General features: G+C 69.0%; 23 protein-coding genes. 3 read left to right on the forward strand and 20 right to left on the reverse strand.

The features are described from left to right. Positions 1-319, reverse strand: a 319-nt coding sequence (locus ACFP3H_RS07690) for an alpha/beta fold hydrolase (RefSeq protein WP_378601640.1), incomplete at its 3' end; no start/stop codon positions are given. A gap of 52 nt (positions 320-371) precedes the next feature. Continuing rightward, the gene (locus ACFP3H_RS07695; RefSeq protein WP_378601521.1) at positions 372-1,628 is read right to left on the reverse strand and encodes an aspartate kinase; all 1,257 of its coding nucleotides are present in this window, start codon (positions 1,626-1,628) and stop codon (positions 372-374) included. A gap of 198 nt (positions 1,629-1,826) precedes the next feature. Here ACFP3H_RS07695 and ACFP3H_RS07700 point away from each other — a divergent pair, with 198 nt between their 5' ends. Further along, positions 1,827-2,945 (forward strand): ACT domain-containing protein, encoded by a 1,119-nt coding sequence (locus ACFP3H_RS07700; RefSeq protein ID WP_378601523.1) that lies wholly within the window; start codon positions 1,827-1,829, stop codon positions 2,943-2,945. Here the strand turns inward: ACFP3H_RS07700 and ACFP3H_RS07705 are convergent. Then, entirely contained in the window at positions 2,935-3,210 is a 276-nt protein-coding gene (locus tag ACFP3H_RS07705; protein ID WP_378601527.1) for a YggT family protein, read from the reverse strand. The two genes, ACFP3H_RS07700 and ACFP3H_RS07705, sit on opposite strands and share 11 nt — an antisense overlap. Positions 3,211-3,384: 174 nt before the next feature. After that, on the reverse strand, positions 3,385-4,272 hold the full coding sequence (locus ACFP3H_RS07710; RefSeq protein WP_378601529.1) for an alpha/beta fold hydrolase: 888 nt from the start codon (positions 4,270-4,272) through the stop codon (positions 3,385-3,387). Positions 4,273-4,331: 59 nt separating this feature from the next. Here ACFP3H_RS07710 and ACFP3H_RS07715 point away from each other — a divergent pair, with 59 nt between their 5' ends. Then, positions 4,332-4,970: a TetR/AcrR family transcriptional regulator gene (locus tag ACFP3H_RS07715; protein WP_378601531.1), complete on the forward strand. Its 639-nt coding sequence runs from the start codon at positions 4,332-4,334 to the stop codon at positions 4,968-4,970. A gap of 52 nt (positions 4,971-5,022) precedes the next feature. On the opposite strand, the gene der is transcribed toward ACFP3H_RS07715, so the two are convergent. The 11 genes from der to steA form a co-directional block, all read right to left on the reverse strand. After that, positions 5,023-6,438 (reverse strand): ribosome biogenesis GTPase Der, encoded by a 1,416-nt coding sequence (der, locus tag ACFP3H_RS07720; protein WP_378601533.1) that lies wholly within the window; start codon positions 6,436-6,438, stop codon positions 5,023-5,025. Next, on the reverse strand, positions 6,435-7,139 hold the full coding sequence (gene cmk, locus ACFP3H_RS07725) for a (d)CMP kinase (protein WP_378601643.1): 705 nt from the start codon (positions 7,137-7,139) through the stop codon (positions 6,435-6,437). The genes der and cmk overlap by 4 nt, the downstream gene beginning before the upstream one ends. A gap of 38 nt (positions 7,140-7,177) precedes the next feature. After that, positions 7,178-8,593 carry a pseudouridine synthase gene (locus tag ACFP3H_RS07730; RefSeq protein ID WP_378601535.1) on the reverse strand — a complete coding sequence of 472 codons (1,416 nt, stop codon included), beginning with the start codon at positions 8,591-8,593 and terminating at the stop codon, positions 7,178-7,180. 8 nt (positions 8,594-8,601) lie between these two features. Continuing rightward, positions 8,602-9,258, reverse strand: coding sequence for an SMC-Scp complex subunit ScpB (scpB, locus tag ACFP3H_RS07735; protein ID WP_378601537.1), 657 nt, complete (start codon positions 9,256-9,258; stop codon positions 8,602-8,604). Between the two features lie 38 nt (positions 9,259-9,296). Beyond that, complete coding sequence (locus tag ACFP3H_RS07740; RefSeq protein ID WP_378601539.1) at positions 9,297-10,172, reverse strand: segregation and condensation protein A; 876 nt, start codon at positions 10,170-10,172, stop codon at positions 9,297-9,299. Next, positions 10,169-11,002 (reverse strand): ParA family protein, encoded by an 834-nt coding sequence (locus ACFP3H_RS07745; RefSeq protein ID WP_378601646.1) that lies wholly within the window; start codon positions 11,000-11,002, stop codon positions 10,169-10,171. Before ACFP3H_RS07745 ends, ACFP3H_RS07740 begins: the two co-directional genes overlap by 4 nt. 219 nt (positions 11,003-11,221) lie before the next feature. Continuing rightward, positions 11,222-12,154: a site-specific tyrosine recombinase XerD gene (gene xerD, locus ACFP3H_RS07750; protein WP_378601541.1), complete on the reverse strand. Its 933-nt coding sequence runs from the start codon at positions 12,152-12,154 to the stop codon at positions 11,222-11,224. Positions 12,155-12,203: 49 nt separating this feature from the next. Continuing rightward, the gene (locus ACFP3H_RS07755) at positions 12,204-12,863 is read right to left on the reverse strand and encodes an NUDIX domain-containing protein (protein WP_378601543.1); all 660 of its coding nucleotides are present in this window, start codon (positions 12,861-12,863) and stop codon (positions 12,204-12,206) included. An 11-nt stretch (positions 12,864-12,874) separates the two neighbouring features. Further along, complete coding sequence (locus ACFP3H_RS07760) at positions 12,875-14,596, reverse strand: CTP synthase (RefSeq protein WP_378601545.1); 1,722 nt, start codon at positions 14,594-14,596, stop codon at positions 12,875-12,877. Positions 14,597-14,999: 403 nt separating this feature from the next. Continuing rightward, positions 15,000-15,941 (reverse strand): copper transporter, encoded by a 942-nt coding sequence (locus tag ACFP3H_RS07765; protein WP_378601548.1) that lies wholly within the window; start codon positions 15,939-15,941, stop codon positions 15,000-15,002. Further along, complete coding sequence (gene steA, locus ACFP3H_RS07770; protein WP_378601550.1) at positions 15,938-17,137, reverse strand: putative cytokinetic ring protein SteA; 1,200 nt, start codon at positions 17,135-17,137, stop codon at positions 15,938-15,940. The genes ACFP3H_RS07765 and steA overlap by 4 nt, the downstream gene beginning before the upstream one ends. A gap of 109 nt (positions 17,138-17,246) precedes the next feature. Between steA and ACFP3H_RS07775 the strand changes: the two genes are divergently transcribed. Beyond that, the gene (locus ACFP3H_RS07775) at positions 17,247-17,666 is read left to right on the forward strand and encodes an SRPBCC family protein (protein ID WP_378601552.1); all 420 of its coding nucleotides are present in this window, start codon (positions 17,247-17,249) and stop codon (positions 17,664-17,666) included. Between the two features lie 40 nt (positions 17,667-17,706). On the opposite strand, the gene recN is transcribed toward ACFP3H_RS07775, so the two are convergent. Genes recN through ACFP3H_RS07800 form a run of 5 tightly spaced genes read right to left on the reverse strand, consistent with a single transcriptional unit; the run spans position 17,707 to position 22,416 of the window. Next, positions 17,707-19,476, reverse strand: coding sequence for a DNA repair protein RecN (gene recN, locus ACFP3H_RS07780; RefSeq protein WP_378601554.1), 1,770 nt, complete (start codon positions 19,474-19,476; stop codon positions 17,707-17,709). Then, positions 19,476-20,405 (reverse strand): NAD kinase, encoded by a 930-nt coding sequence (locus ACFP3H_RS07785; protein ID WP_378601556.1) that lies wholly within the window; start codon positions 20,403-20,405, stop codon positions 19,476-19,478. The genes recN and ACFP3H_RS07785 overlap by 1 nt, the downstream gene beginning before the upstream one ends. Next, the gene (locus ACFP3H_RS07790; protein WP_378601558.1) at positions 20,402-21,223 is read right to left on the reverse strand and encodes a TlyA family RNA methyltransferase; all 822 of its coding nucleotides are present in this window, start codon (positions 21,221-21,223) and stop codon (positions 20,402-20,404) included. The genes ACFP3H_RS07785 and ACFP3H_RS07790 overlap by 4 nt, the downstream gene beginning before the upstream one ends. 1 nt (position 21,224) lies before the next feature. Next, a complete protein-coding gene (locus tag ACFP3H_RS07795; RefSeq protein WP_378601560.1) occupies positions 21,225-21,509 on the reverse strand; it encodes a hypothetical protein in 285 nt (94 codons plus the stop codon). A 13-nt stretch (positions 21,510-21,522) separates the two neighbouring features. Continuing rightward, positions 21,523-22,416: an HAD-IIA family hydrolase gene (locus tag ACFP3H_RS07800; RefSeq protein WP_378601562.1), complete on the reverse strand. Its 894-nt coding sequence runs from the start codon at positions 22,414-22,416 to the stop codon at positions 21,523-21,525. Positions 22,417-23,099: the final 683 nt, after the last annotated feature.

The following is a 23,099-nucleotide window of genomic DNA, read 5'->3' on the forward strand; positions in this document are numbered from 1 at the left end:
CCGCCGCACCCCAGTCGTGCCCGACCAGGTGCACCGGGCCGCGATCCACGGTCTCGATCAGCGCGACCAGGTCGCCGACGAGCTCGCTCATCCGATACGCGCGTCGGCGTCGCGGCCGGGCGCGCGGCGAGTATCCGCGCTGGTCCGGGGCGATGGTGCGGTAGCCGCGGGCGTTGAGGATCGCGGTGAGGGCGGCCATGGAGGTCGAGGTCTGCGGGAAGCCGTGCAGCGCGACGACGACCGGACCGTCGATCGGGCCGGCGTCGACCACGTCGAACTCGAGGCCGTGGTGGGTGAACGAGGTCAACCGAGTGGGCACGGCGTCCTCCGGGGTCGAGTACCCGACCAGTGTGCCCGAGCCGGCGGGGCGGTCACCGTCCGGTCCCGCCGTGCACGACCGCCACCTCGGCCCCGCCGAGGTCGAAGGCCCGGTGCAGGATGCGCACGGCGTCGTCGAGGTCGGTGTCGCGGACCAGCACCGAGATGCGGATCTCGGAGGTGGCGATCAGGTCGAGGTTGATGTTCGCCGCGGCCAGCGCCTCGCAGAAGGTGGCCGTGACGCCCGGATTGGTGCGCATGGCCGCGCCGATCAGCGAGACCTTGCCGACCCGGTCGTCGTAGCGGACGTCGGTGAAGCCGATCGCCTCGCGACGCTCGCGCAGCAGCGCCACCGCGCGGGCGCCGTCGGCGGCGGGCAGGGTGAAGGTGATGTCGGTGCGGCCGGTGCCGGTGTTCTGCACGACCATGTCGATGCCGATCTCGGCGTCGGCGACCGCGCGGAAGACCTGCGCGGCGTAACCGGGTTCGTCGGGCAGGCCGACCACGGTCACCTTGGCCTCGTCGCGATCGTGGGCCACCCCGGTGAGCACGGCCTGATCGGCGGGGATGTCGTACATCGTGCCGAACACGGTGGTGCCGATGGTGTCGGTGTAGGACGAGCGCACGTGCACGGGCACGTGGTAGCGGCGGGCGTATTCCACGCAGCGCAGCATGAGCACCTTCGACCCGCACGCCGCCATCTCCAGCATCTCCTCATACGAGACCTGGTCGAGTTTCTGAGCGTCGGCCACGATGCGCGGGTCGGCGGTGAACACACCGTCGACATCGGTGTAGATCTCACAGACATCGGCGTGCAGGGCCGCGGCCAGCGCGACGGCGGTGGTGTCGGAGCCGCCGCGACCCAGCGTGGTGACGTCGTCGCTGTCCTGGCTGACCCCCTGGAACCCGGCCACCAGCACGATCTCGCCGTCGTCGAGGGCGCGGCTCACCCGGCCCGGATCGACCTCGATGATCTTGGCGCGACCGTGCGCGCCGGTGGTGATCACGCCCGCCTGCGACCCGGTCAGCGACCTGGCCTCCGCGCCGAGCGCGTGAATCGCCATGGCCACCAGCGCATTCGAGATCCGTTCACCGGAGGTGAGCAGCATGTCCATCTCGCGCGGCGGCGGCGCGGGCGCCACCTGGCCCGCCAGTTCCAGCAGCTCGTCGGTGGTGTCGCCCATGGCCGAACACACCACCACGACGTCGTGCCCCTGCTTCTTCGTCTCCACGATCCGTTCGGCGACCCGCCGGATCCGCTCGGCGGTGGCTACCGAAGAACCACCGAATTTCTGCACAACCAGGGCCATACCGTCGTCCTCTCCCCTGCTCGCCCGCACGCGATCGGCGGGTGACCCCTTCGAGTATCCAGGCAATCCGGGCACGGCCGTACCAATTCGGAAACGAAAACGACTGCGGCCGAATCGTTTCGGACGTGATACTGGGGGCGGGGGTGGCGCGCGGCGTCGGCTCCCGGCTCGACAGCTCTCGGCGTTAGGCGGATCCCGATGATCGATCACCCCCGTTCCGCACTGCGGGTCGCCGTTCTCGGCACCGGTGCGCTCGCCGAGCAAGTGCGGCGGATCCTGGGCGAGACTCTCGACGATCTCGGTGAACGGGCCGGGACGCCGTTGGTCCCCGGGTCCGCCGCCGACCTGCTCGTCGACGCGACCGACACCACCGACTCGTTGGCGACGGTGCTCGACGCCCTGCGCGCGGGCCGGTCGGTGATCACCGCCAACACCGCGCTCGTCGCCGAGCACGGTCACCGGTTGTCCGGTGCCGCTGAGGAATTCGGGGCCGATCTGTTCTTCGAGGCGGCGGTCGCGGGCGGGGTGCCGGTGGTGCGGCCGCTGACCCAGTCGCTGTCGGGCGATCAGGTGCGCCAGGTGCTCGGGGTGTTTCCGCCCGACGGCGCGAATCCGGTGGCGCAGGCGGCGATCCTGGCGACGCTGGCGTTCCACACGCGCGTGGACGTGGCCGATGTGCACTTCGAGGAGTTCCGCGATCCCGGCCCACACGACCTGGCCGCCGCGGCCGCGCTCTCGCTACGGCTGCGACCGCTCACCGTCTGTACCCGGATCTGTGAGCCCGAAGACGGTGGCAAGGAAAAGATCTCGGTGCGCGTGCACCCCGCGCTGCTGCGCGAGAACCACCCGCTGGCCACGGTCGACGCGCCCGCGGTGACCGTCGAGGCCGACAGTGCCGGGCGGCTGATGTTCTCCGGTCGCGACGACCACCGCGCCGTGGCCTCGGCGCTGCTCGGCGAGATGGTGACCGCCGCCCGCAACCGCGTCAACGGTGGCCGCGCGCCGCGGGCTTCCTACTACGCCGAACTGCCGGTCGCTCCCCTCGGCGACACCCCCACCCGCTACTACCTGAACCTGCGGGTCACCGACCACGCCGGCGCGTTGGCGCAGGTCGCGTCGATCTTCGCCGAGCACGGGGTGAGCATCGCGCGGATCCGCCAGGAGCACCACGACACCGACGCCCACCTGATCGTGCTCACCCACCGCGCCAGGGAGTCCGCGCTCACCGACACCGTCGACGCCCTGGTCGAGGCGTCGTGCGTGCGCGCGATCCTGACCCGCTGGCGGGTGGAAGGCGACCAGCCGCCTACAGGCTGAACGCCACCGACCGCAGGATCAGCACCGCGATGAACACCACCGTGTAGGCCAGGTCGAGGGAGAAATCGCCGATGCGGACCGGTTTGAGCACCTTGCGCACCGGGGCGATCACCGGCTCGGTCGCGGCGTGAGTCACCTCCCGCGCCTTGCGAGCCCACTGCGGGCCGTTGCCGAGCGCGTCGATCCAGTCCACGACCATCCGCGCGATCAACAACACCAGGAAGACGGTCAACGCCCAGCCGACCACGGTTCCGATAAGACTCATATGACGCACTCCTCGCGGAGGTCGCAGGGGACCTCGTACCGCTCTCAACGTGCCCGACATTGCCGAGGTGTCCACTATGGGGTGGTTCTCAGTCGATTATCAGGCCCGCGCCGCCGAACCTCGCGGTGATCGGCGGCGCGGTGTGGTGCGATCTCGCCGGGGCGCGCGACCCGGCTACTCGCGCCGGCGGGCGTCGGTCGGCTCGTAGCGGCGGGCGAAGTCGAGGATGCGGGCCGTCACCGGCTTCGGGATCTCATGGAACAGACCGTGCCCCGCGCCCGCGAAGACCTCGGTATCACAGGTGACCAGATTGTCGCGCAGGCGCCCGGTCGCGACGGTCGAGTCGATCACCCGCGACTCCGAGCCGAACAGCCCGAGCGTCGGCATGGTGATCGTCGCGAGTCGCTCGTCGGTGAACATCCGCGGGTAACCGATCGTCGGGATGTATCCCAGCGCCGCGCGCACCCCGGCGAATTCCGCGTCGGACAGGGTGACGCCGGGGTTGAGCCAGGCGTTCATCTTGCGCAGGTTCTTGTCGGTCGGGCGAGCGCCGGTCTTGAGCATCGTCCACAGCACCGACCACTTGATCTTCGTCAGCGTCCCGGTCGGCTCGATCACCGTCAGGCTCGCCAGCCGTCGCTGTTCGGTGGTGGCGATCGCCAGCGCCTGCCACCCGCCCTGCGAGTACCCGACCAGGTGCACCCGGTCGACGCCGAGCCCGTCGAGGACCTCGCTGAACCAGGCGCCGAAGCCCGCTTCGTCGATCGGCGCGGACTGCACGCTCAGGCCGGGGGTGCCGATCATCTCCGTGGCGTAGACGACGCGATCGCGCGCCAGGTCCTCGATGACGTGATTCCAGGCGAGACTGTTGCCGCCGAGGGAGTGCATCAACACGAGCGGCAATCCCTCGCCCGCCCCGAACCGCCGAACGTGCGTGCTGCCGAACGAGGTGGGCACATCGACGGTGGTCGACGGAATCGGCACGCCCTTCTCCAGCTCCCGATAGGTCCGCAGGTACTCCTCGCGCGCCTTCTCGTTCTTGAATCGCCCGATCTTGGCCATGACCACCCCTGTTCCTCGTTGGTGATATCACCGTACCACAACAGTGATATGGGCGTACCATGAAAATTCTTCCGGGCAGGCCGGGACAGAAGGAGGACACCGTGCCGCGTTTGGCCGATCACGAGGAACGGCGCAGGGCAATCACGGGAGCCGCGCGCAGGGTCATCGCCCGGGGCGGACTGGAGGCGGCGACTTTCCAGTCGGTCGCCGTGGAAGCCGGGGTGTCGGTGCGGTCGGTGCAGTACTACTTCGGCACCAAGCGGGAGTTCCTGCTCGCCACGCACCGCGCCGTCGTCGCGGACTCGGGAGCGCGGCTCGCCGCGGTCGTCGGCACGCTCGGGACAACGCCGACCCCGCGCGACGTCGTCCGCGCGATCCTGCTTGCGCTACTCCCCCTCGACGCGGAGAGTCGCCGAGATGCTGTCATCCTTGGCATCTTTCACGCGGCAGCGCTCACCGGGCCCGATGTCGAATCCGGCGACACCAACGGCGCCCCGAACTACATCGTCGGCGTGGTGGCCGCCCAGCTGCGCGCCCTGCGTGGCGCCGACGCCGACGAGCAGGCCGTCGTCGCCGACGCCGAGATCATCCTGCTCGCCCTCGGCGGCCTCGCCCAGGGCATGCTGACCAACGACGACTACGCCGCCCGCGCACCCGAACTCGTCGACCACCTGCTCGACCGCGTGCTGGACGCCTGAAAGACGAAGGGCCCCGGCGAAATTCGCCAGGGCCCCACGCACAGCATTCGAGCTACTTCTTGCGTTCCTTCTTCTCGCGCACCCGCACCGAGACGCGCACGGGCGAGCCGTCGAATCCGAACTCCTCCCGCAGGCGACGCTCGAGGAAACGGCGGTAGCCCGCCTCGAGGAAGCCCGTGGTGAACAGCACGAAGGTCGGCGGGCGGGTGCTGGCCTGGGTGGCGAACAGCACGCGCGGTTGGCGACCGCCACGCATCGGCGGCGGGGTGGCCGCGATGACTTCCTTGAGCCAGGTGTTCAACCGACCGGTGGAGATGCGCTTGTCCCAGGACTCGAGCGCGGTCTCCATCTGCGGCACCAGCTTGGCCACCGCGCGCCCGGTGTGGGCGGAGATGTTGACCCGCTGCGCCCACGGCACCCGCACGAGATCGCGGTCGATCTCGCGCTCGAGCATGTAGCGGCGGTCCTCGTCGACGAGGTCCCACTTGTTGAACGCCAGCACCAGCGCGCGACCGGAGTCGGCGACCAGGCTGATCACGCGCAGGTCCTGCTCGGTGATCGGCACCGAGGCGTCGATCAGCATGATCGCGACCTCGGAGGCTTCCAGCGCCGACTTCGTGCGCAGCGAGGCGTAGAACTCGGTGCCGGTGGCGTTGGAGACCTTGCGCCGCAGCCCGGCGGTGTCGACGAACTTCCAGGTCTTGCCGCCCAACTCGACCAGCGAGTCGACCGGGTCGACGGTGGTGCCCGCGACATCGTGGACCACCGAACGCTCGTCGCCTGCCAGCTTGTTGAGCAGACTGGACTTGCCGACATTCGGCTTGCCGACCAGCGCCACCCGACGCGGCCCGGCCACCCCGGTGCCTTCGCGCGGGGTCTCGGGCAGTGCGGCGAGCACGTCGTCGAGCAGGTCACCGGTACCGCGACCGTGCGCGGCCGAGACCATGCGCGGCTCGCCCAGACCCAGCGACCACAGCGACGCGGCCTCGAGCTCGACCTTCTGATCGTCGACCTTGTTGGCCACCAGGATCACCGGGATCTTGGAACGGCGCAGCTTGCGCACCGCGGCCTCGTCGGTCGTGGTCGCGCCGACGGTGGCGTCGACCACGAGCAGGATCGCGTCGGCGGTCTCCATGGCCACCTCGGCCTGGCGCGCGACATGGCCCTGCAGGCCCTTGGCGTCGGGTTCCCAGCCGCCGGTGTCCTGGACCAGGAACTTGCGACCGGCCCAGTTCGCCTCGTACGAGATGCGGTCCCGGGTGACCCCCGGAATGTCCTCGACGACGGCTTCGCGTCGTCCGAGAATGCGGTTCACCAGGGTGGACTTGCCCACGTTGGGGCGCCCGACCACGGCCAGCGTCGGCATGGCCAACTGCTGTTCGCCGTCGACCTCGCCGTCGAGGTCGAGGACTTCCCAGTCGGACTCGTCGGTCCAGGTTCCGTCGCCTACGAGAATCTCTTCGATCATCGCGGACCTCCTGTCGTGGCCGAAAGCTGCTGAGCCACCACGCGATACAGCTCGTCGATGGTCTGGGCCATCGTCAGTTCGCTGGTGTCGACGAGCACCGCGTCGGCGGCGGGGCGCAAGGGCGACACGGTACGGGTGGAGTCGAGGGTGTCGCGACGCTGCACATCGGCCAGCACGGCCGTGTAGTCGTCGCCGCGGCCCTCGCGGATGTTCTGCGCGTTGCGCCGCTGGGCGCGCGCTTCCGCCGAAGCGGTGAGATAGATCTTGACGTCGGCGTCGGTGAGCACGACCGTGCCGATATCGCGGCCCTCGACCACGATCCGGCCGGCCAGCGCGGTGATCTCGCGCTGCATCGACACCAACTGCTCCCGCACCTGGGCCACCGCCGAGACGGCCGAGACCGCCTTGGTGACGGCGGCGCCGCGGATCTCGCCCGAGACGTCATCGCCGTCGAGTTCGACGACCTCGTGATCGGGATCGGTGCCGATCGACAACGGCAGCGCCGCAACGGTTTCCGCGATCGCGGCCGCGTCACCGAGGTCGACGCCTGCGCGCAGCACGCGCAGGGTCGCGACCCGGTACATCGCCCCGGTGTCGAGGTAGCGGGCGTGCAGGCGGGTGGCCAGTCGACGCGACACGCTGGACTTGCCGGTACCCGACGGGCCGTCCATCGCGACGACGAGCGTGGCGTCGCCGGTCATCCGATCGCCGATCAGTTCCAGGGGAAAGTCCACACCGTTCACAGCTGCACCGCCTCGTAGAGTTTGCCGATCTCGTCGCGGCCGAGCACCCGCAGCGTGCCGGGACGCTGATCACCGAGCGCGACCGGGCCGAGGTGGGTGCGCACCAGCCGGATCACCGGGTGGCCGACCTCGTCGAGCAGCCTACGCACGATGTGCTTGCGGCCCTCGTGCAGCACGAGCTTGACCAGCGAACGACCCTGGTAGGCCTCGAGCACCACGAACTTGTCGACCTTGGCGGGACCGTCCTCGAGCTCGACGCCCTCGCGCAGCCGCTTGCCGACCAGGCGGTAGTTCACCTCGCCGTCGACGGTGGCCAGGTAGGTCTTGGGCACCTCGAACGAGGGGTGCATCAGCCGATGCGCCATCTCGCCGTCATTGGTGACCAGCAGCAAGCCCTCGGTGTCGGCATCGAGACGACCGACGTGGAACAGCCGCTGACCGGCGGCGATACGCTCGGCGATGATGTCGCCGACGCAGGGGCGCCCCAGATCGTCGGACATGGTGGACTGCCAGCCGCGCGGCTTGTTGAGCACCAGGTGGACCAGTTCGTCGCGGACCACCACGCGGGTGCCGTCGACGCGCACCACCGCGTTCTCGGCGTCGATGCGCAGACCCTGCTCACGCACGATCTTGCCGTCGACCTCGACGCGGCCGGCGGCGATCATCTCCTCGGCGGCGCGACGCGAGGCCACACCGGCCTTGGCGAGGACCTTCTGCAACCGTTCGCCCTCGCCCCACGGGAGCTTCTTGGGGCCCTCGGTGGCGTCGGAGTGCTGGTGACGCGCCGGCTTGGCGTTGTTCAGGATGGTCGGGGCGACGACCTTCTTCTGCGGCTTCGCGGACTTCTTGCGCGCGGCGAAAGCCTGGGTGCCCGCCGATGCGCCACTGCGCTGACCGGCCGTGCCACCACGCTGGACGTCACCACGCGGGTAACCGCCGGTGCCGGGACGGTCGTCGCGCTGACCCGATCCGGGGCCGCCACGACGGTCGTCGCGCTGGTAGCCACCGGCGGACGCGCCACGGGCGGGGGCGCCGCGTCGATCATCACGCTGGTAACCGCCGGCGGACGCGCCGCGCCCGGTCGGGGCACTGCGTCGATCGTCACGCTGGTAGCCGCCGGGCGAACTGCCACGACGGTCGCCACCGGCGGCGCCGCCACGGCGGTCGTCACGCTGGTAGCCACCGCGACCGCCGGACTCGGCGTCACGTTGGAAGCTGCCCGCGGACCGGGCTGCTGTCTGATTGCCGCGCTGGTAGCCACCGGCACCGGTTCCCCGGCGTCCGGCAGCGCCACCCTGCCCGGTTCGCGCATCGCCGCCGCGGTTACCCGCGGTGCGGTTGGCGCCACTTCGGGGCTGGTCGCTGCGACTTCTTCGATCCGGTGTGCCATCTCGGCGAGCGGAATTATTCATCTGTCCTGTCAATCGTCGGTGCCGAGATCCATGTCGGACTCGGCGGGTTTCTTCAGTCTGGTGAACCGAGGATCGGTTTCCAGACTCTCGCTGATCTCGTCGATCAGATCGACGCCGGGAAGCAACGGCGCCAGCGGTGGCAGGTCGCCGAGAGAGGCGAGCCCGATCCGTTCGAGGAACAACTCGGTGGTGCGGTACAACGTGCCGTTGGTTTCGGGGTCCTGACCCGCTTCCGCGATCAAGCCCCTGGCCAACAGCGTGCGCATCACTCCGTCGACGTTCACCCCGCGGACCGCGCTGACCCGCATGCGGGTCACCGGCTGGCGGTAGGCGACCACCGCCAAGGTTTCCAAGGCGGCCCGGGTCAGTTTCGTCCGGGCCCCGTCGAGAAGTACCCGCTCGACATAGGGCGCGTACTCCTGTCGAGTATAGAAGCGCCAGCCGTCTCCGACGAAACGCAGGTCGATGCCGCTGCCGCGCGCGCTCAGCTCGGCCGACATCGCTCGCAGCACGGATTCCACGCGTTCGCTGGTGTCGTCCAGGGCCGCTGCCAGCTGTTCTGTGGGTGCGGGGGCGTCGACGACGAGCAACATCGCCTCGAGCGCCGAGCGTAATTCGAGGTCGTCGAGCGGCTCGGAGGTGAATTCCACCACTGTCTCGCTCACGCTGTGGTCACGCTCCGCTACCGCCTTCGGATCCCCGATCACCCGTAATCCTCCTCGAACGTCAACGCGGCCGCTTCAGCCTCCGGATCCAACTCACCCAACCAGCTCACGGCCAGTGGTCCGAGCGGATCGGGTTGGTCGAAGACGATGGTTTTCCCACGGTACAACTCCAACAACGCCAGGAACCGGGCGACGATTTCCACCGGAACTGTGCAGTCGACCACCAATTCCGCGAAGGTCGTCCACCCGCCGACCCCGCGTTGCTTCAACATCGCCAACACCAGCTCGGCCTGTTCGGCCACCGAGATGGTGTGCATGTGCAGATGCCCCAGCCCGACCTCGGCGACCGGACGCGGCCGAAACGCCGCCGCGGCGATCTCGGCGAACGCGGCGATATCCACCCCGAGGGTCACCTCGGGCAGCAGGCCCTCGAACTGTTCCTCGAGCGCGACCGAGCGCGGATACCGGCGCAGGGCCGCGGCCTCGAGTTCGGCGAGCAATTCCGCGACCTGTTTGAACGCGCGGTATTGCAGCAAGCGCGCGAACAGCAGATCGCGGGCGTCGAGCAGTTCGAGATCGTCGGCGTCGGTCATCTCCCCCGAGGGCAGCAACCGAGCCGCCTTGAGATCGAGCAGCGTGGCGGCCACGACGAGGAATTCGGTGGTCTGATCGAGAATCTTGTCCGCGCGCAGTTTCGTGTTCCCGGCGAGTTCGGCGGTCAATGCCTTGGTATAGGCGATGAATTCGTCGGTCACCTGATGCAGGGCGACTTCGGTGACATCGAGTTTGCGCGAACTGATCAGCGTCAACAGCAGATCGAACGGCCCCTCGAAATTCGTGAGCCGCAAATGAAAAACAGTATCTTTGGCGGCTGGCGCCGCAGGTTCGTGCACCTCGGGTATTGCTCCGATCACCGGCCAGACCGGTGGATGACCTCACGTGCCATCGCCCGATACGATTCGGCGCCGCCCGATTTCGGGGACCAGGTGGTGATCGGCTCACCGGCGACACTCGCGTCGGGGAAGCGCACGGTGCGCGAGATCGCGGTGTCGTAGACCAGATCGCCGAACACCTCGACCACGCGCGACATCACCTGACGCGAATGCAGCAGGCGCGCATCGAACATGGTGACCACGATGCCGTACAGGCTCAGCCGCGGATTCAACCGGTCGCGCACCTTCTCGACGGTGTCGTTGAGCAAGGCGAGCCCGCGCAGCGAAAAGTACTCGCACTCCATCGGAATGATCACACCGTCGGAGCAGGCCAGCGCGTTGACGGTGAGCAGACCGAGCGAGGGCTGGCAGTCGATGAGGATGTAGTCGTAGCGGTCACGCACGCTCGCCAGCGCGCGTCCCAGCGACTGTTCGCGGCCGACCTCGTTGACGAGTTGGATCTCGGCCGCGGATAAGTCGATGTTGCTGGGTAACAGGTCCATCCCCTCGACCTTGGTGGTCTGCAGCACATCGTCGACCTTGGCCTTGCCGCCGATCAGCAAGTCGTGCACCGTGAGTTCGAGATCGTGGTGGGCGACGCCGAGGCCCGCCGAGAGCGCGCCCTGCGGATCGAGATCGACCAGCAGCACGCGGCGACCGTATTCGGCCAGTGCCGCACCGAGATTGATGGTCGAGGTCGTTTTCCCGACGCCGCCCTTCTGGTTGCACATGGCGACGACGAGTGCCTCGCCGTGGCGTTGGAGCTGCGGTGGATCCGGTACCAGTCGCAGCGGGCGGCCGGTCGGGCCCATCTCGACGGCCTCGGTGACCTGATCCGGTCCACCGTCCCACGGTGTTTCCGCTGTCGTCACGATCCGCTGCTCCTTATACGTTTTCCTTGCCGGTAACCCCTGTCGAGGGTAACGAGGTCGAGTTCGGGGTAGACGCTACCGCTCGTACCGGTGAGGTACGGCATGGCAACGCGGGCGTGTTCGCACGATACCCGCTTCGCGCACACCGGGGGTGGGGGTTCAGCGCGCTCGGGGATGCGCGGTGGCCCAGACCTCGCGCAGGGTGCTCACCGTGACGAGGGTGTAGATCTGGGTCGTGGTCACCGAGGCGTGGCCGAGCAGTTCCTGCACCACCCGCACATCGGCGCCGCCGTCGAGCAGGTGCGTGGCGAAGGAATGGCGCAGGGTGTGCGGGGAGACGGTCGCGGTGATCTCGGCGCGTTCGGCGGCGGTCTGGAGCACCTGCCACGCGCTCTGGCGCGACAACCGACCACCGCGGGCATTGAGGAAAAGCGCTCCCCCACTGCCCTTTCCGTTCGCGGCGAGGATGGGACGCCCGCGCACGAGATAGGCGTCGACCGCGGCCAGCGCGGGCCGCCCGATCGGCACCAGCCGCTGTTTTCCGCCCTTGCCGCGCAACACCACACACCGCTGCTCGACATCGAGATCGTCGACATCGAGCCCGACCATCTCCGAGATCCGCGCGCCCGTGGAATACAGCAGTTCCAGCAGCGCCCGATCCCGCAGACCGCGCGGCCCACCATCGGAACCCGCCGACTCACCGCCGACGGACTCGAGCAGGCGCAGAACCTGGTCGTAGGGCAGCGCTTTGGGTAACCGGCGCCCCGGTGCGGGCGGCTTCACCGCGTGCGCCACATCGGTGTCGGTGAGCCCCTCGGCCGCGGCGAAGCGATGCAGGCCACGCACCGCGATCAGGGCCCTTGCCACCGAACCCGCCGCCAGCGCGGGATGATCGGGCCCGCCGGCCCGCAACATCATGGTGAACTCGGCGACATCGCCCTGGGCCACCGCGCGCAAGGACTCGACACCGCGCGCGGCGAGGAACGCCCGATAGCGGGCCAGATCCCGGCGGTAGGCGCCGAGGGTGTTGCGCGCGGCGCCGCGCTCGACCGCCAGATGGTCGAGATAGGCGTCGATCTCACGCTCGAGCACGCCCGCGCCTAGTCCCCGCCGACCACGGCTTCGACTGTCGCGGTGCCGTTCACGCGTCGCTACCGGGCGCGGACTCCGCCTCGGCGGCCTTGCGGCGCAAGAACTTCGTCGGTTGACCGGGCCACGGCGCATCCGGGGACCGCAGCGCCACCCCGCTCGCGCGCGCGGCCGCGTAGGCGAGCACCCCGGCGACCGCGGTCGCGTTCACGATCTCCCCCGACAGCGCCGCGCGCACCGCCTCGTCCAACGGCAACCGCACCAGTTCCAGATCGGCTTCCTCGTGCTCGGGATCGGGCCGATCGGTGACACTCAACCCCGTCGCGAAGAACACCCGCAGCGCCTCGTCGGTGAACCCCGGCGACAACGCCACATCCACCAGCACCGACCACTGCTCGGCGGCCAGGCCCGTCTCCTCGGCCAGCTCGCGCTTGGCCGCGGTGAGCGGGTCCTCGCCGTCGATATCGAGCAGCCCGGCGGGCAATTCCAGCAGGCGGGTGCCGATCGGATGCCGATACTGCCGGATCAGCACCACCTTGCCGTCGTCGTCGATCGCGAGCACCGCCACCGCACCGTGATGCTCGATGACCTCACGCTCGGCCACCCGACCGTCCGGCATCCTGACCTGATCCTGACGCAGAGCCAGGATCGCGCCGCTGTAGAGCATCCGGCTCGACACCGTCTCGAAGTCGTGCCTGCCGGGCTCGCTCATGTTCCTCTTCCCTACAGTTCCGCCGCCTGCTCCGCGAGCTCTTCCTCCGGGAAGTCTACGGGAAGGCGTTCGGCCAGTTTGTATTTCAACGCCGCGTTGATCAGCGACGAGAACAACGGGTGCGGCCGGGTCGGACGGCTCTTGAGCTCCGGATGCGCCTGGGTGGCGACGAAGAACGGATGCACCGACGCCGGATACTCCACGAACTCCACCAGATGCCCGTCGGGCGAGGTGCCCGAGAACACCAGCCCGCTCTTGGCGATGGCGTCACGGTAGGAGTTGTTCACCTCGAAACGGTGACGGTGCCGCTCGGAGACATTCTCGGAACCGTACGCCTGCGCGACGACCGAGCCCTTCTTCAGCGTGGCCGGGTAAGCGCCCAGTCGCATGGTGCCGCCCAGATCGGCTTCACCGGCGACCACATCCTCCTGATCCGCCATCGTCGAGATGACCGGATTCTTCGTGTCGGGCTCGAACTCCGCGGAATTCGCGTCGACGATCCCCACCGAACGCGCCGCCTCGATCACCACACACTGCAGACCCAGACACAGCCCCAACAGCGGGATCCCGCGCCGACGCGCGTAACTGATCGCGCCGAGCTTGCCCTCGATGCCACGGATACCGAACCCACCCGGGATCAACACCGCGTCGACATCACGCAACGCGGCCTGCGCGCCCGCCTCGGTCTCGCACTCGTCCGAGGGCACCCAGCGGATATTCACCTTCGCGCGATGGGCGAAACCACCCGCACGCAACGCCTCGGTCACCGACAGATACGCGTCCGGCAGATCGACGTACTTACCGACCAACGCCACCTCGACCGTCTCACGCGGCGCGTGCACCCGCTCGAGCAGATCGCCCCACACCGTCCAGTCCACATCCCGGAACGGCAACCCGAGCTTGCGCACCACATAGGCGTCCAGGCCCTCGCTGTGCAGCACCTTCGGGATGTCGTAGATCGACGGCGCGTCCGGCGTGGAAATACACGCCTCCACATCGACGTCACACATCAGCGCGATCTTGTTCTTGAGCCCCTGCGGCACCTCACGGTCACAACGCAGGATCAGCGCGTCGGGCTGGATACCGATATTGCGCAGCGCGGCCACCGAATGCTGCGTCGGCTTGGTCTTGAGCTCACCCGAGGGCGCCAGATACGGCACCAGCGACACATGCAGGAAGAACACATTGTCCCGACCCACATCATGGCGGATCTGGCGCGCCGCCTCGAGAAACGGCTGCGACTCGATGTCACCGACAGTGCCACCGATCTCGGTGATCACCACATCCGGCACATGACCCTCGAGATCAGGCCCCTGCATCGCCAGGATGCGGTTCTTGATCTCGTCGGTGATATGCGGAATGACCTGCACCGTGTCGCCCAGATACTCACCGCGCCGCTCCTTGGCGATCACCGTCGAGTAGATCTGACCGGTGGTCACATTCGCGTCCGCCGTCAGATCGCGATCCAGGAAACGCTCGTAGTGACCCACGTCCAAGTCGGTCTCGGCGCCGTCCTCGGTGACGAACACCTCGCCGTGCTGGAACGGGTTCATGGTGCCCGGATCGACATTGAGATACGGGTCGAGCTTCTGCATCGTCACCCGCATACCGCGCGCGGTCAGAAGCTGACCGAGGCTGGAGGCGGTGAGACCCTTACCCAAAGAGGAGGCGACGCCACCGCTCACGAAGATGTGTTTGGTGGCATTCTTAGCCTGATTCCGTTGATGACCCACGGACCACCACTGTACCGCTAGTCCGCCTCTCCGCGTATTTTGCCGGTCGTTTGCGGGTCCGCGTGTTGGGTCGGCGGGCCGGCGGCGGGGAGCTGGAGACTTCTGGGCGTACCCGGTGAGTTACCCATGTGCTCGCCTGCTGCTGTGCGTCTCTTGCCGGTCGTGAGTACCGATAAGCGCTGGTACCGGGCTGGAGGTCGATGCGGTGGCCGGGTTGCCGGGGGCTACCGGAGTGACCCGTGTGCACGCGAGATCAGGAGTTTCGTCGAGACGCGAGTCGCCGAATCTCGTCGTTGTGGGTGGCTCGATTCGCGAGTTGCCGTGGTGTAGTTCTCAGTCAGCTCGGCTTCGCTACGAGGGTGAGCGACATTGCTGTAGCGCTCGCGCCGAGCAGGACTCTCGCCTATTTCGGGACCGAGGCGAGGGTGAGGGCGGTGGCGGTAGGGGCGGTGCCGTAGCGGCCTGCGCCGCCGGTGAGTTGTTCGGTGAGGGCGAGAGTTGTTGTTACTCGGCCTGTTTCGCGGTTGACGTTGTCGACGGTGGTGATGGTGGTGGCCAGGGGGGCGGCGGCGCGGACGGTGGCTATGGGGGCGGTGCCTTCGGCGGCGGCGGGGGGGCCTGCCAGGACGGTGCCCGCGGCTCGCGCGCGCAGGGCGGCGGTGAAGCGGGCGATGGTGGCGCTCTGGTCGGGGGTGGAATCTACGCCGTTGCCGGTGATGACCACGGCCAACTGGGCGGGGGTGGTGGGGGTGTCCGTGTAGGTGAGGAAGCCGCCGCCGCGGAGGGTCTCGAGGATCAGGGCCAGTTCCTGGGGAGTGCTGCGGGGGCGGTTGGTGGCGGGGTCCTGGAGCAGGGCCAGGCCGAGCAGGTCGCCGGCGAGGCTGCCCTGGTCGACGGCGCCGGTGTCGAGCTGGGCGCCCGCGGGGACGATATTGGTCAGGGTGGCGCGCATGCGGTCGCCCTCGCCCGAGTCGACGAAGGACTCGGTCAGCGCGATGCGGCCGGTGACGGTGGCGCCCGCGGTCAGCAGCGACCCGCTCACGCCGTCGATATCGGCGGGATCGGCGTCGGGGGTGGTGACCAGCACGACGCTGCGGTCGGCCAGGGTGCCCGCCAGGATGCGCGGCGCCGCGTCGGCGATGAACTGATCGGCGGCGTCCAGGCGGGCCGCGAGCTGGGCGTTCTGGGTCGTCAGCGTGTCGACCTGGGTGTTCAGGTCGGCGCGGTCCGAACGCAGACCGGCGAGCATGTCACCGGCGAGCGTGTGCGAACCGAGCACCACCCCGACCGCCAGCGCGAGGAAGATCGCCGCGATCGAGATGGCGTGCTGACGCAACGAGATCACAGCAGACCACGCACCCACAGCACGAAGCTGTTCCAGTACTCGATCGCCCACTCCAGCACCTCGGTCCCACTGCGCGAAGCCAGGATCACCACCACGACAGCCACCAGCGCGGCCAACACCACCAGCGCCACCGCCGCACCCGTGGACCGATGCCGATACAGCGTCGACACCGCGTTCGCGTCGACCAGCTTCGACCCCACCTTCAACCGGGTCAGAAACGTGGCCGGATTGCTGTCGCGACGACCCCGATCGAAGAAATCCTCCAGCGAGGCCGGTGCCCCCGCCAACACGATCAGCGACGCGCCGTGATGATCGGCCAGCATCAACGCCAGATCCGTCGGCGACCCCGACGACGGGAACGTGGTGGCGCCGATCCCGAGATCCTGGATGCGCTCGAGCCCGGTGGCATGACCGTCGGTATCGGCGGGCAGGATCACCTCGGCCCCGCACTTGAGCGTCTCGGTGCTGATCTCGTCGGGATCACCGACGATCAGATCCGGCGTGTACTTGAGCTTGCGCAGACTGTCGGCCCCGGCGCCCACCCCGATCAGAATCGGCGCGTACTCCTTGATGAACGGCTTGAGCCGCTGCAATTCGGCCAGATGACCGGACCCGTCGGCGATCACGACCACATGCCGATCGCGCAGGTCCAGATCGATATCGGGAACCCCGACCCCGTCGATGAGCAGCGCGCTCTCGGTGCGCACGAACTCGGTGGTGTTGCCCGCGAACGCGTCGAGGTGATCGGCGAGGCCAAGGCGCGCCCCGAGCATCCGCTCGGCGACGCCCTCCTCGTCCAAGACGATGCCCTCGACCAGAATCTCGGGTTCTTTCTTGGTCAGCTTGTCGGCGAAGACGACCCCGCCGTCGACCCGCAGCCGCGCCCCGTCCTTGACCTTGCCGAACGCGTCCGCCGACACGATGTCGACCAGCACGATCCCATTCGCCACCAACACCTCCGGCCCCAGATTCGGATACCGGCCCGAAATCGACGGCGAGGTATTGAGCACCGCGAGCACCCCCGCCTCGACGAGCCGGTCGGCGGTGTGGCGGTCGAGGTCGGTCTGGTCGAGGACGACCACGTCGCCCGGACCGACGCGCCGCAACAATCGTCCGGTATCGCGATCCACCCGGGCGATCCCGGCGACACCGGGCAGCGTTTCCGTGTTCCGTGACAACAGCGCCGGCATCTTCATGTGGCCGATGATGGAGCCAAACCCTCAACCTTTGGTGGAGGCGCGCCGTGAGCTCGGTCGCAGTACCCGTATGCTGCGAGTCACAGATATTTCGGACAGGAGCTCATTCATGGCACGCAGCATTGTCGAGACAGTTCTCGACGGACCTCGCGATATCGTCTACCGCCTCTTCACCGAGCGGGAGGCCGTCAGCGACTTCCTCCCCGTGCAGGTCAAGCTCATCAAGGCAGGCGACCCCACCACTGGCGTCGGCGCCCAGCACCTGCTCGGCTTCGGCAAGGCGGGCGTGACCGAGGAGATCACCGCCCTGGTCCCCGGCGAGCTCATGGAGTACAAGATCATCAAGGGCGCCCCGGTCAAGCGCCACGTCGGCACGGTCACCTTCGCCGACACCACCGACGGCCGCACCCGCGTGGTCTACACGATGGACTCCGACCCGGTGCTGCCCGTGCCCGCGCCGGTCCTGGAATTCGGCCTGCGCCAGCTGACCAACCAGCTCATCGGCGGAGTGCGCAAAGCCCTGAAGTGAGACCTGCTCCGGTGGTCCGGGTCGGACCACCGGAGGGTCGTCACACGGGAAGTCGCTCGGCGCGAGCGGTTTCCAACAGTTCCTCCGCGTGCGCGCGCCCGGTCTCGGTGTCGTCCAATCCGGCGAGCATCCGAGCCAGTTCCACCACGCGTTCCTCGTCGGTCAGCGTGCGAACTCCGCTGTCCACCTTGCCTTTTCCGTCATCGGATTTGTTCACCACCAGGTGGGTGTCGGCGAAGGCCGCCACCTGCGGCAGGTGGGTCACCACGATGACCTGGTGCGTGCGGGCCAGTCGAGCCAGTCGCTTGCCGATCTCCACCGCCGCACGACCGCCCACACCCGCGTCGACCTCGTCGAACACCATGGTGGCGCCGTGGTCGGACCCGGCGAGCACCACTTCCAGCGCGAGCATCACCCGCGAGAGCTCACCGCCGGAGGCGCTCTTGCTCAACGGCAGCGACTGCGCCCCGGAATGCGCGGAGAGCCGGAACTCCACCTCGTCGCACCCGTGCGAGCCGGCGTGCAACGCGACCCCGTCGACCTCGAGCGGCGCCGAATCCTGCGGCCCCGCCTGCATCGGGCGCACCTGAACCTCCAAGCGCGCCTTGCCCATCGCGAGACCACCGAGTTCGGTACTCACCGCGGCGGCCAGCTTGCCCGCCGACTTGGCGCGAGCGGCGCTGAGCTTGCGCGCCGCCTCGCGCACCTTGCCCGCGGCGGTCTCGACCTCGCCCGCGAGCTTGGCCAGCGTCTCCTCGGACACATCCAGGGAGTCCAGGCGCGAGCGTGACTCGTCGGCCCACGCGATCACGCCGTCGATATCGGGCGCGTACTTGCGGGTCAGCGACTTGAGTTCGGCCTGACGGTTGAGCATCGAGTCCAGCGCGCTCGGATCGGACGGCAGTTCCGACAGGTAGCTGCTCAGCTCGGTGGCCACGTCGACCACCACCGCGATCGCCTCGCCGAGCCGGGGCGCGAGCGCGCCGAGAGCCGGGTCGTCGGCGGAGTCCAGGCGCGCGCGGGCGGTGCCGAGCAGGTCGAGCACGCCGCCACCGTCGGCCGGGGCATCGTTGGGACCCGACAGTGATTCGTGCGCGGTGACCGCGGCCTCGCGCAGGGAGTCCAGGTCGCTGAGTCTGCGGATCTCGGCGACCAGGCGTTCGTCCTCGCCGGGTTCGGGTGCGATGCCGTCGATCTCGGTGAGCGAGTGCTTGAGTCGGTCGGCCTCGAGCGCCAATTCCCTGCTGCGCGCGGTGCGTTCGAGCAGTTCGGTGCGCGCGTCGAGCCAGGACCGGCGCAGCGCCTGGTACTTGCGCAGCAGTGCGGCCACACCGTCACCGGCGAACTGGTCCAGCGCCGAGAGTTGCTGTTCGGGTCGCTGCAGTCGCAGCTGGTCGTTCTGGCCGTGCACGGTCAGCAGTCGGGAGGTGAACTCACCGAGCACCGCGGCGGGCACCCCGCGCCCACCCAGGTGCGCGCGCGACCGCCCGTCGCTGTTGACGGTGCGCACCGCGATCACGCTGCCGTCCTCGTCGGCTTCGGCGCCTGCCGATTCCAGCACCTCCCCCACTGCCGCGCGCGCCGTCTCGTTCACGTCGTCGACGACGAACCGGCCCTCCACCACGGCCTTGGTCGCGCCAAGGCGCACCCGTCCGGCGTCGGCGCGCGCACCGCTGAGCAGGTGCAGGCTGGTGACGACCATCGTCTTGCCCGCACCGGTCTCGCCGGTGAGCACGGTCAGGCCCGCGTGGAACTGGGCGGTGGCCGTGGCGATGACGCCGAGTCCGTCAATCCTGATCTCTGTCAGCATCAGTGCTCTTCCGTTCGCTGTCTGCCCCGCCAGCCGGTGACCGGCAGCTGGAACTTGCGCACCATCCGGTCGGCGAAGGGCGCCGAATCCAGCCGCACCCATCGCACCGGCAGTTGTCCGCGCACCACTTCGGCGCGCGCGCCCCTCGGCAGCGCGAGGGTGCGTCTGCCGTCGAGGAACACGATCGCGTCGTGTCCGGTCACCACGGTCTCCACCGCGATCACCGATTCCGGGCTGGTCACCAGCGGTCGCGCGAACAACGCGTGCGCGTTGCTCGGGATCACCAGCATCGCCTCCAGCTCGGGCCACACCACCGGACCGCCCGCCGAGAACGCGTAGGCGGTGGATCCGGTCGGGGTGGAGATCAGGATGCCGTCGCAGCCGAACGACGACACCGGCCGCCCGTCGACCTCGAGCACCACTTCCAGTACGCCCATCCGCTGCGCGTTCTCGAGGCTGGCCTCGTTCAGCGCCCAGCCGCGTTCGACGATCGTGTCCTCGATGCGCACGGTGACGTCGATGGTCATCCGGTTCTCGACCTGATAGTCCCGGTCGACCACCTGCGCGAGCGCCTCGTCGAGGTTCTCGGCCTCGGCCTCGGTGAGAAAACCGATGCGCCCCAGGTTGATTCCGAGCACCGGCACCCCCGAGGGCCTGCCGAGTTCGGCCGCGCGCAGGAACGTGCCGTCCCCACCGAGGGCGAGCACCATCTCGCAGCCCTGGGCCGCGGCCGGGCTGTGCGGAACGACCCGCACCGGGTACCCGGCCTCGTCCTCGAAACGGGTGCTGTCGGCCTCGTCGGCCAGCACGCGCAGGCAGATGCCCGCGCCGGCGAAGATCTTCGCCACCCGGTGCGCGGTCTCGATGATCTCCGCGCGACCGGGATGAGCGACGAGCAGGATCTCCCTGCCGCCGTCGTGCGTACTCACTGCGGACCCTCCTCGACAGCGCGCTCGACCAGCGCCCGAACCTGGTCGGCGTCGTAGTCGAACGGCCCGACCTTGCGCAACCACAGGAAATACTCGACATTGCCCGAGGGACCCGGCAGCGGACTGGCCACCGCGCCGAGCGTGCGCAGACCGAGCGCGGCCGCCGCGGCCGCGACATCGCACACCACTTCGCCGCGCAGTGCCGGATCACGCACCACACCACCCGAACCGACCCGGTCCTTGCCGACCTCGAACTGCGGCTTGACCATCGGCAACAGATCCGCGCCGTCGGCCGTGCAGGCCGCGATCGCGGGCAGGACCAGCCCCAGCGAGATGAACGACAGGTCGCCGACCATGATCTCGACTGTGCCGCCGATGGATTCGGGGGTGATACCGCGCACGTTGGTGCGGTCGAACACGCGCACCCGGTCGTCGTTCTGTAGCCGCCAGATCAACTGGCCGTAGCCGACATCGACCGCGACCACCTCCCGCGCACCCCGTTCGAGCAGCACATCGGTGAAACCGCCGGTCGACGCGCCCGCGTCCAGGCAGCGTTTGCCCTTGATGTCGAGCCCGTCCGGCTCGAACGCCGCGAGCGCGCCGAGCAGCTTGTGCGCACCCCGCGAGGCCCACGAGACCTCGTCGGGTTCGTCCCGCACGATCAGCGGGGTGCCCGTCTCCACGGCCGTGGCCGGTTTCACCGCGACGGTGCCTGCGATCAGGACACGGCCCGCGCTGATCAGCTCGACCGCGTGTTCTCGCGATCGGGCCAATCCGCGCCGAACCAGTTCGGCGTCCACCCGCGCTCGCCTGGCCACCTCAGATCTTGTCCACTGTCGCCAGCGCGTCGACCAGCACGTCGTGCGCCTGCTCGAGGATCCGGGCGCGCCGGGTGATGTCCGCGCCGGTCTCGGTGTTCTCCGCCGGGCTCGCCGCGGCCCGTGGTCCGAGCTCGGCGAGCAACGCGCCGACCTCGGCCTTGATCCGGTCGGGATCGGCCGGTTCCACGGACGCCGCGGCGCCGGGCAGGTGAGCGCCCGGCACCGGAATCCCGGGCCGGGGTGGCTGTGACGCGCCGTTCGGCGGTGAACTCGCAGTACTCATCGTGGCGTCAACGCTATCGGATTTCCGAATCGGCCGCGCGCACCCGTACCGCGCGGCCCGGGTGCGCGCGCAACAGCTCCGCGATCGGTGCCGGGGCACCGGGTTCGGCGACGACAGCCGCGTTGAGGGCGTCGAGCGAGGTGGCGATGAAGGTCGGGATCCGCTCGGGCGGTGCGGTGAGCGCCTCGTCGAGGGTGCTGACTCCGGTGAGCACCAGCAGCGAGTCGAGCCCGAGGCCGTTGGCGCCCTCGATGTCGGTGTCGAGTCGGTCGCCGACGACCAGCGCGCGGCGGGTGCCCGCGCGGGCGATCGCGTCCTCCATCAGCGGCGCGTACGGCTTGCCCGCCACCAGCGGCGTGCGGTCCGAGGCGGTGGCCAGGGCGGCGACCATCGACCCGTTGCCCGGCGCGAGGCCGCGTTCGTTGGGCAGGGTGCGGTCGGTATTGGTGGCGACCCACAGCGCGCCGGCGCGCAAGGCATAGGCGGCCTCGGCCAGATCGGGCCACGCGGTCGTGGGCGAGTGGCCCTGCACGACCGCCGCGGGCGGGGTGTCGCCGAAGCGGCGGAGGGGGTCAAGACCCACGGCCTTCACCTCGGCGGCGAGATCGTCGGTGCCGACGACCAGCACCGTGGCACCGGGATTCAAGCGTTCGGCGAGCATCCGGGCGGCGGCCTGCGCACTGGTGACCACCTCGTCGACCGTCGCCGGATACCCGAGTTCGGCCAGGTGGTGCGCCACCGCGGCGGGACCACGGGAGGCGTTGTTGGTCACATAGACCAACCGCTGCGCCGAATCACCTTTCGGGGCAAGCGCTTTCGGAGCACCCTCGATGACATCGGGTCCGCGGTACAGCGTTCCGTCCAGGTCGAGCAGCAAAGCGTCGTATTCATCGCGCAGCCGGTTCATCCACCCTCACTCCGTCGTCATGCCGGGTCGAGCACATCCGCGACCCTAGGCGAAGGCACCGACAGCTTTTCGCCACTGCCGAACACCCCTCGCCCCCTTCATGATCGAGGATGCCGGACGTCTTCGGGCCCGGTGTGCCAGGTTCGACATCCGAGACCTGCGCGTCGCACCCGCGTGGCAGGCCATCCGCACCGAACTCCCAGGAACCGAGCGAAGCCGATCAGGGACAGGACCGCCGACACCTGCGCGTCACGCCCGCGTGGCAGATCATCCGCACCGAACTCCCAGGAACGGAGCGAGGCCGATCAGGGACAGGACCGCCGACACCTGCGCGTCACGCCCGCGTGGCAGATCATCCGCACCGATTCCCAGGAACCGAGCGAGGCCGATCAGGGACAGGACCACCGACACCTACGCGTCACACCCGCGCGGCAGATCATCCGCACCGAACTCCCGGCAGCGACGCCGGACAAGGACACGCCCGCGATGCGAGCGAGGATCAGGCCCGCGATGCGGGCGAGGGACGGGCAGCTTTCGGCGAGACGTGGCCGACAACGCTGTCCGCCGAACGGGCTCGCGCGAGGCAGTACCTGATAGTCCCGGGAATCGTGGTCGGGGTGGATCTGTCGTGGTCAGGGCACGCGAAAGGCCGTGGGCCGGGAACTGTGTAGTTCCCGGCCCAC

The organism is Nocardia lasii, assembly GCF_042658545.1.
GTDB classification, from domain to species: domain Bacteria; phylum Actinomycetota; class Actinomycetes; order Mycobacteriales; family Mycobacteriaceae; genus Nocardia; species Nocardia lasii.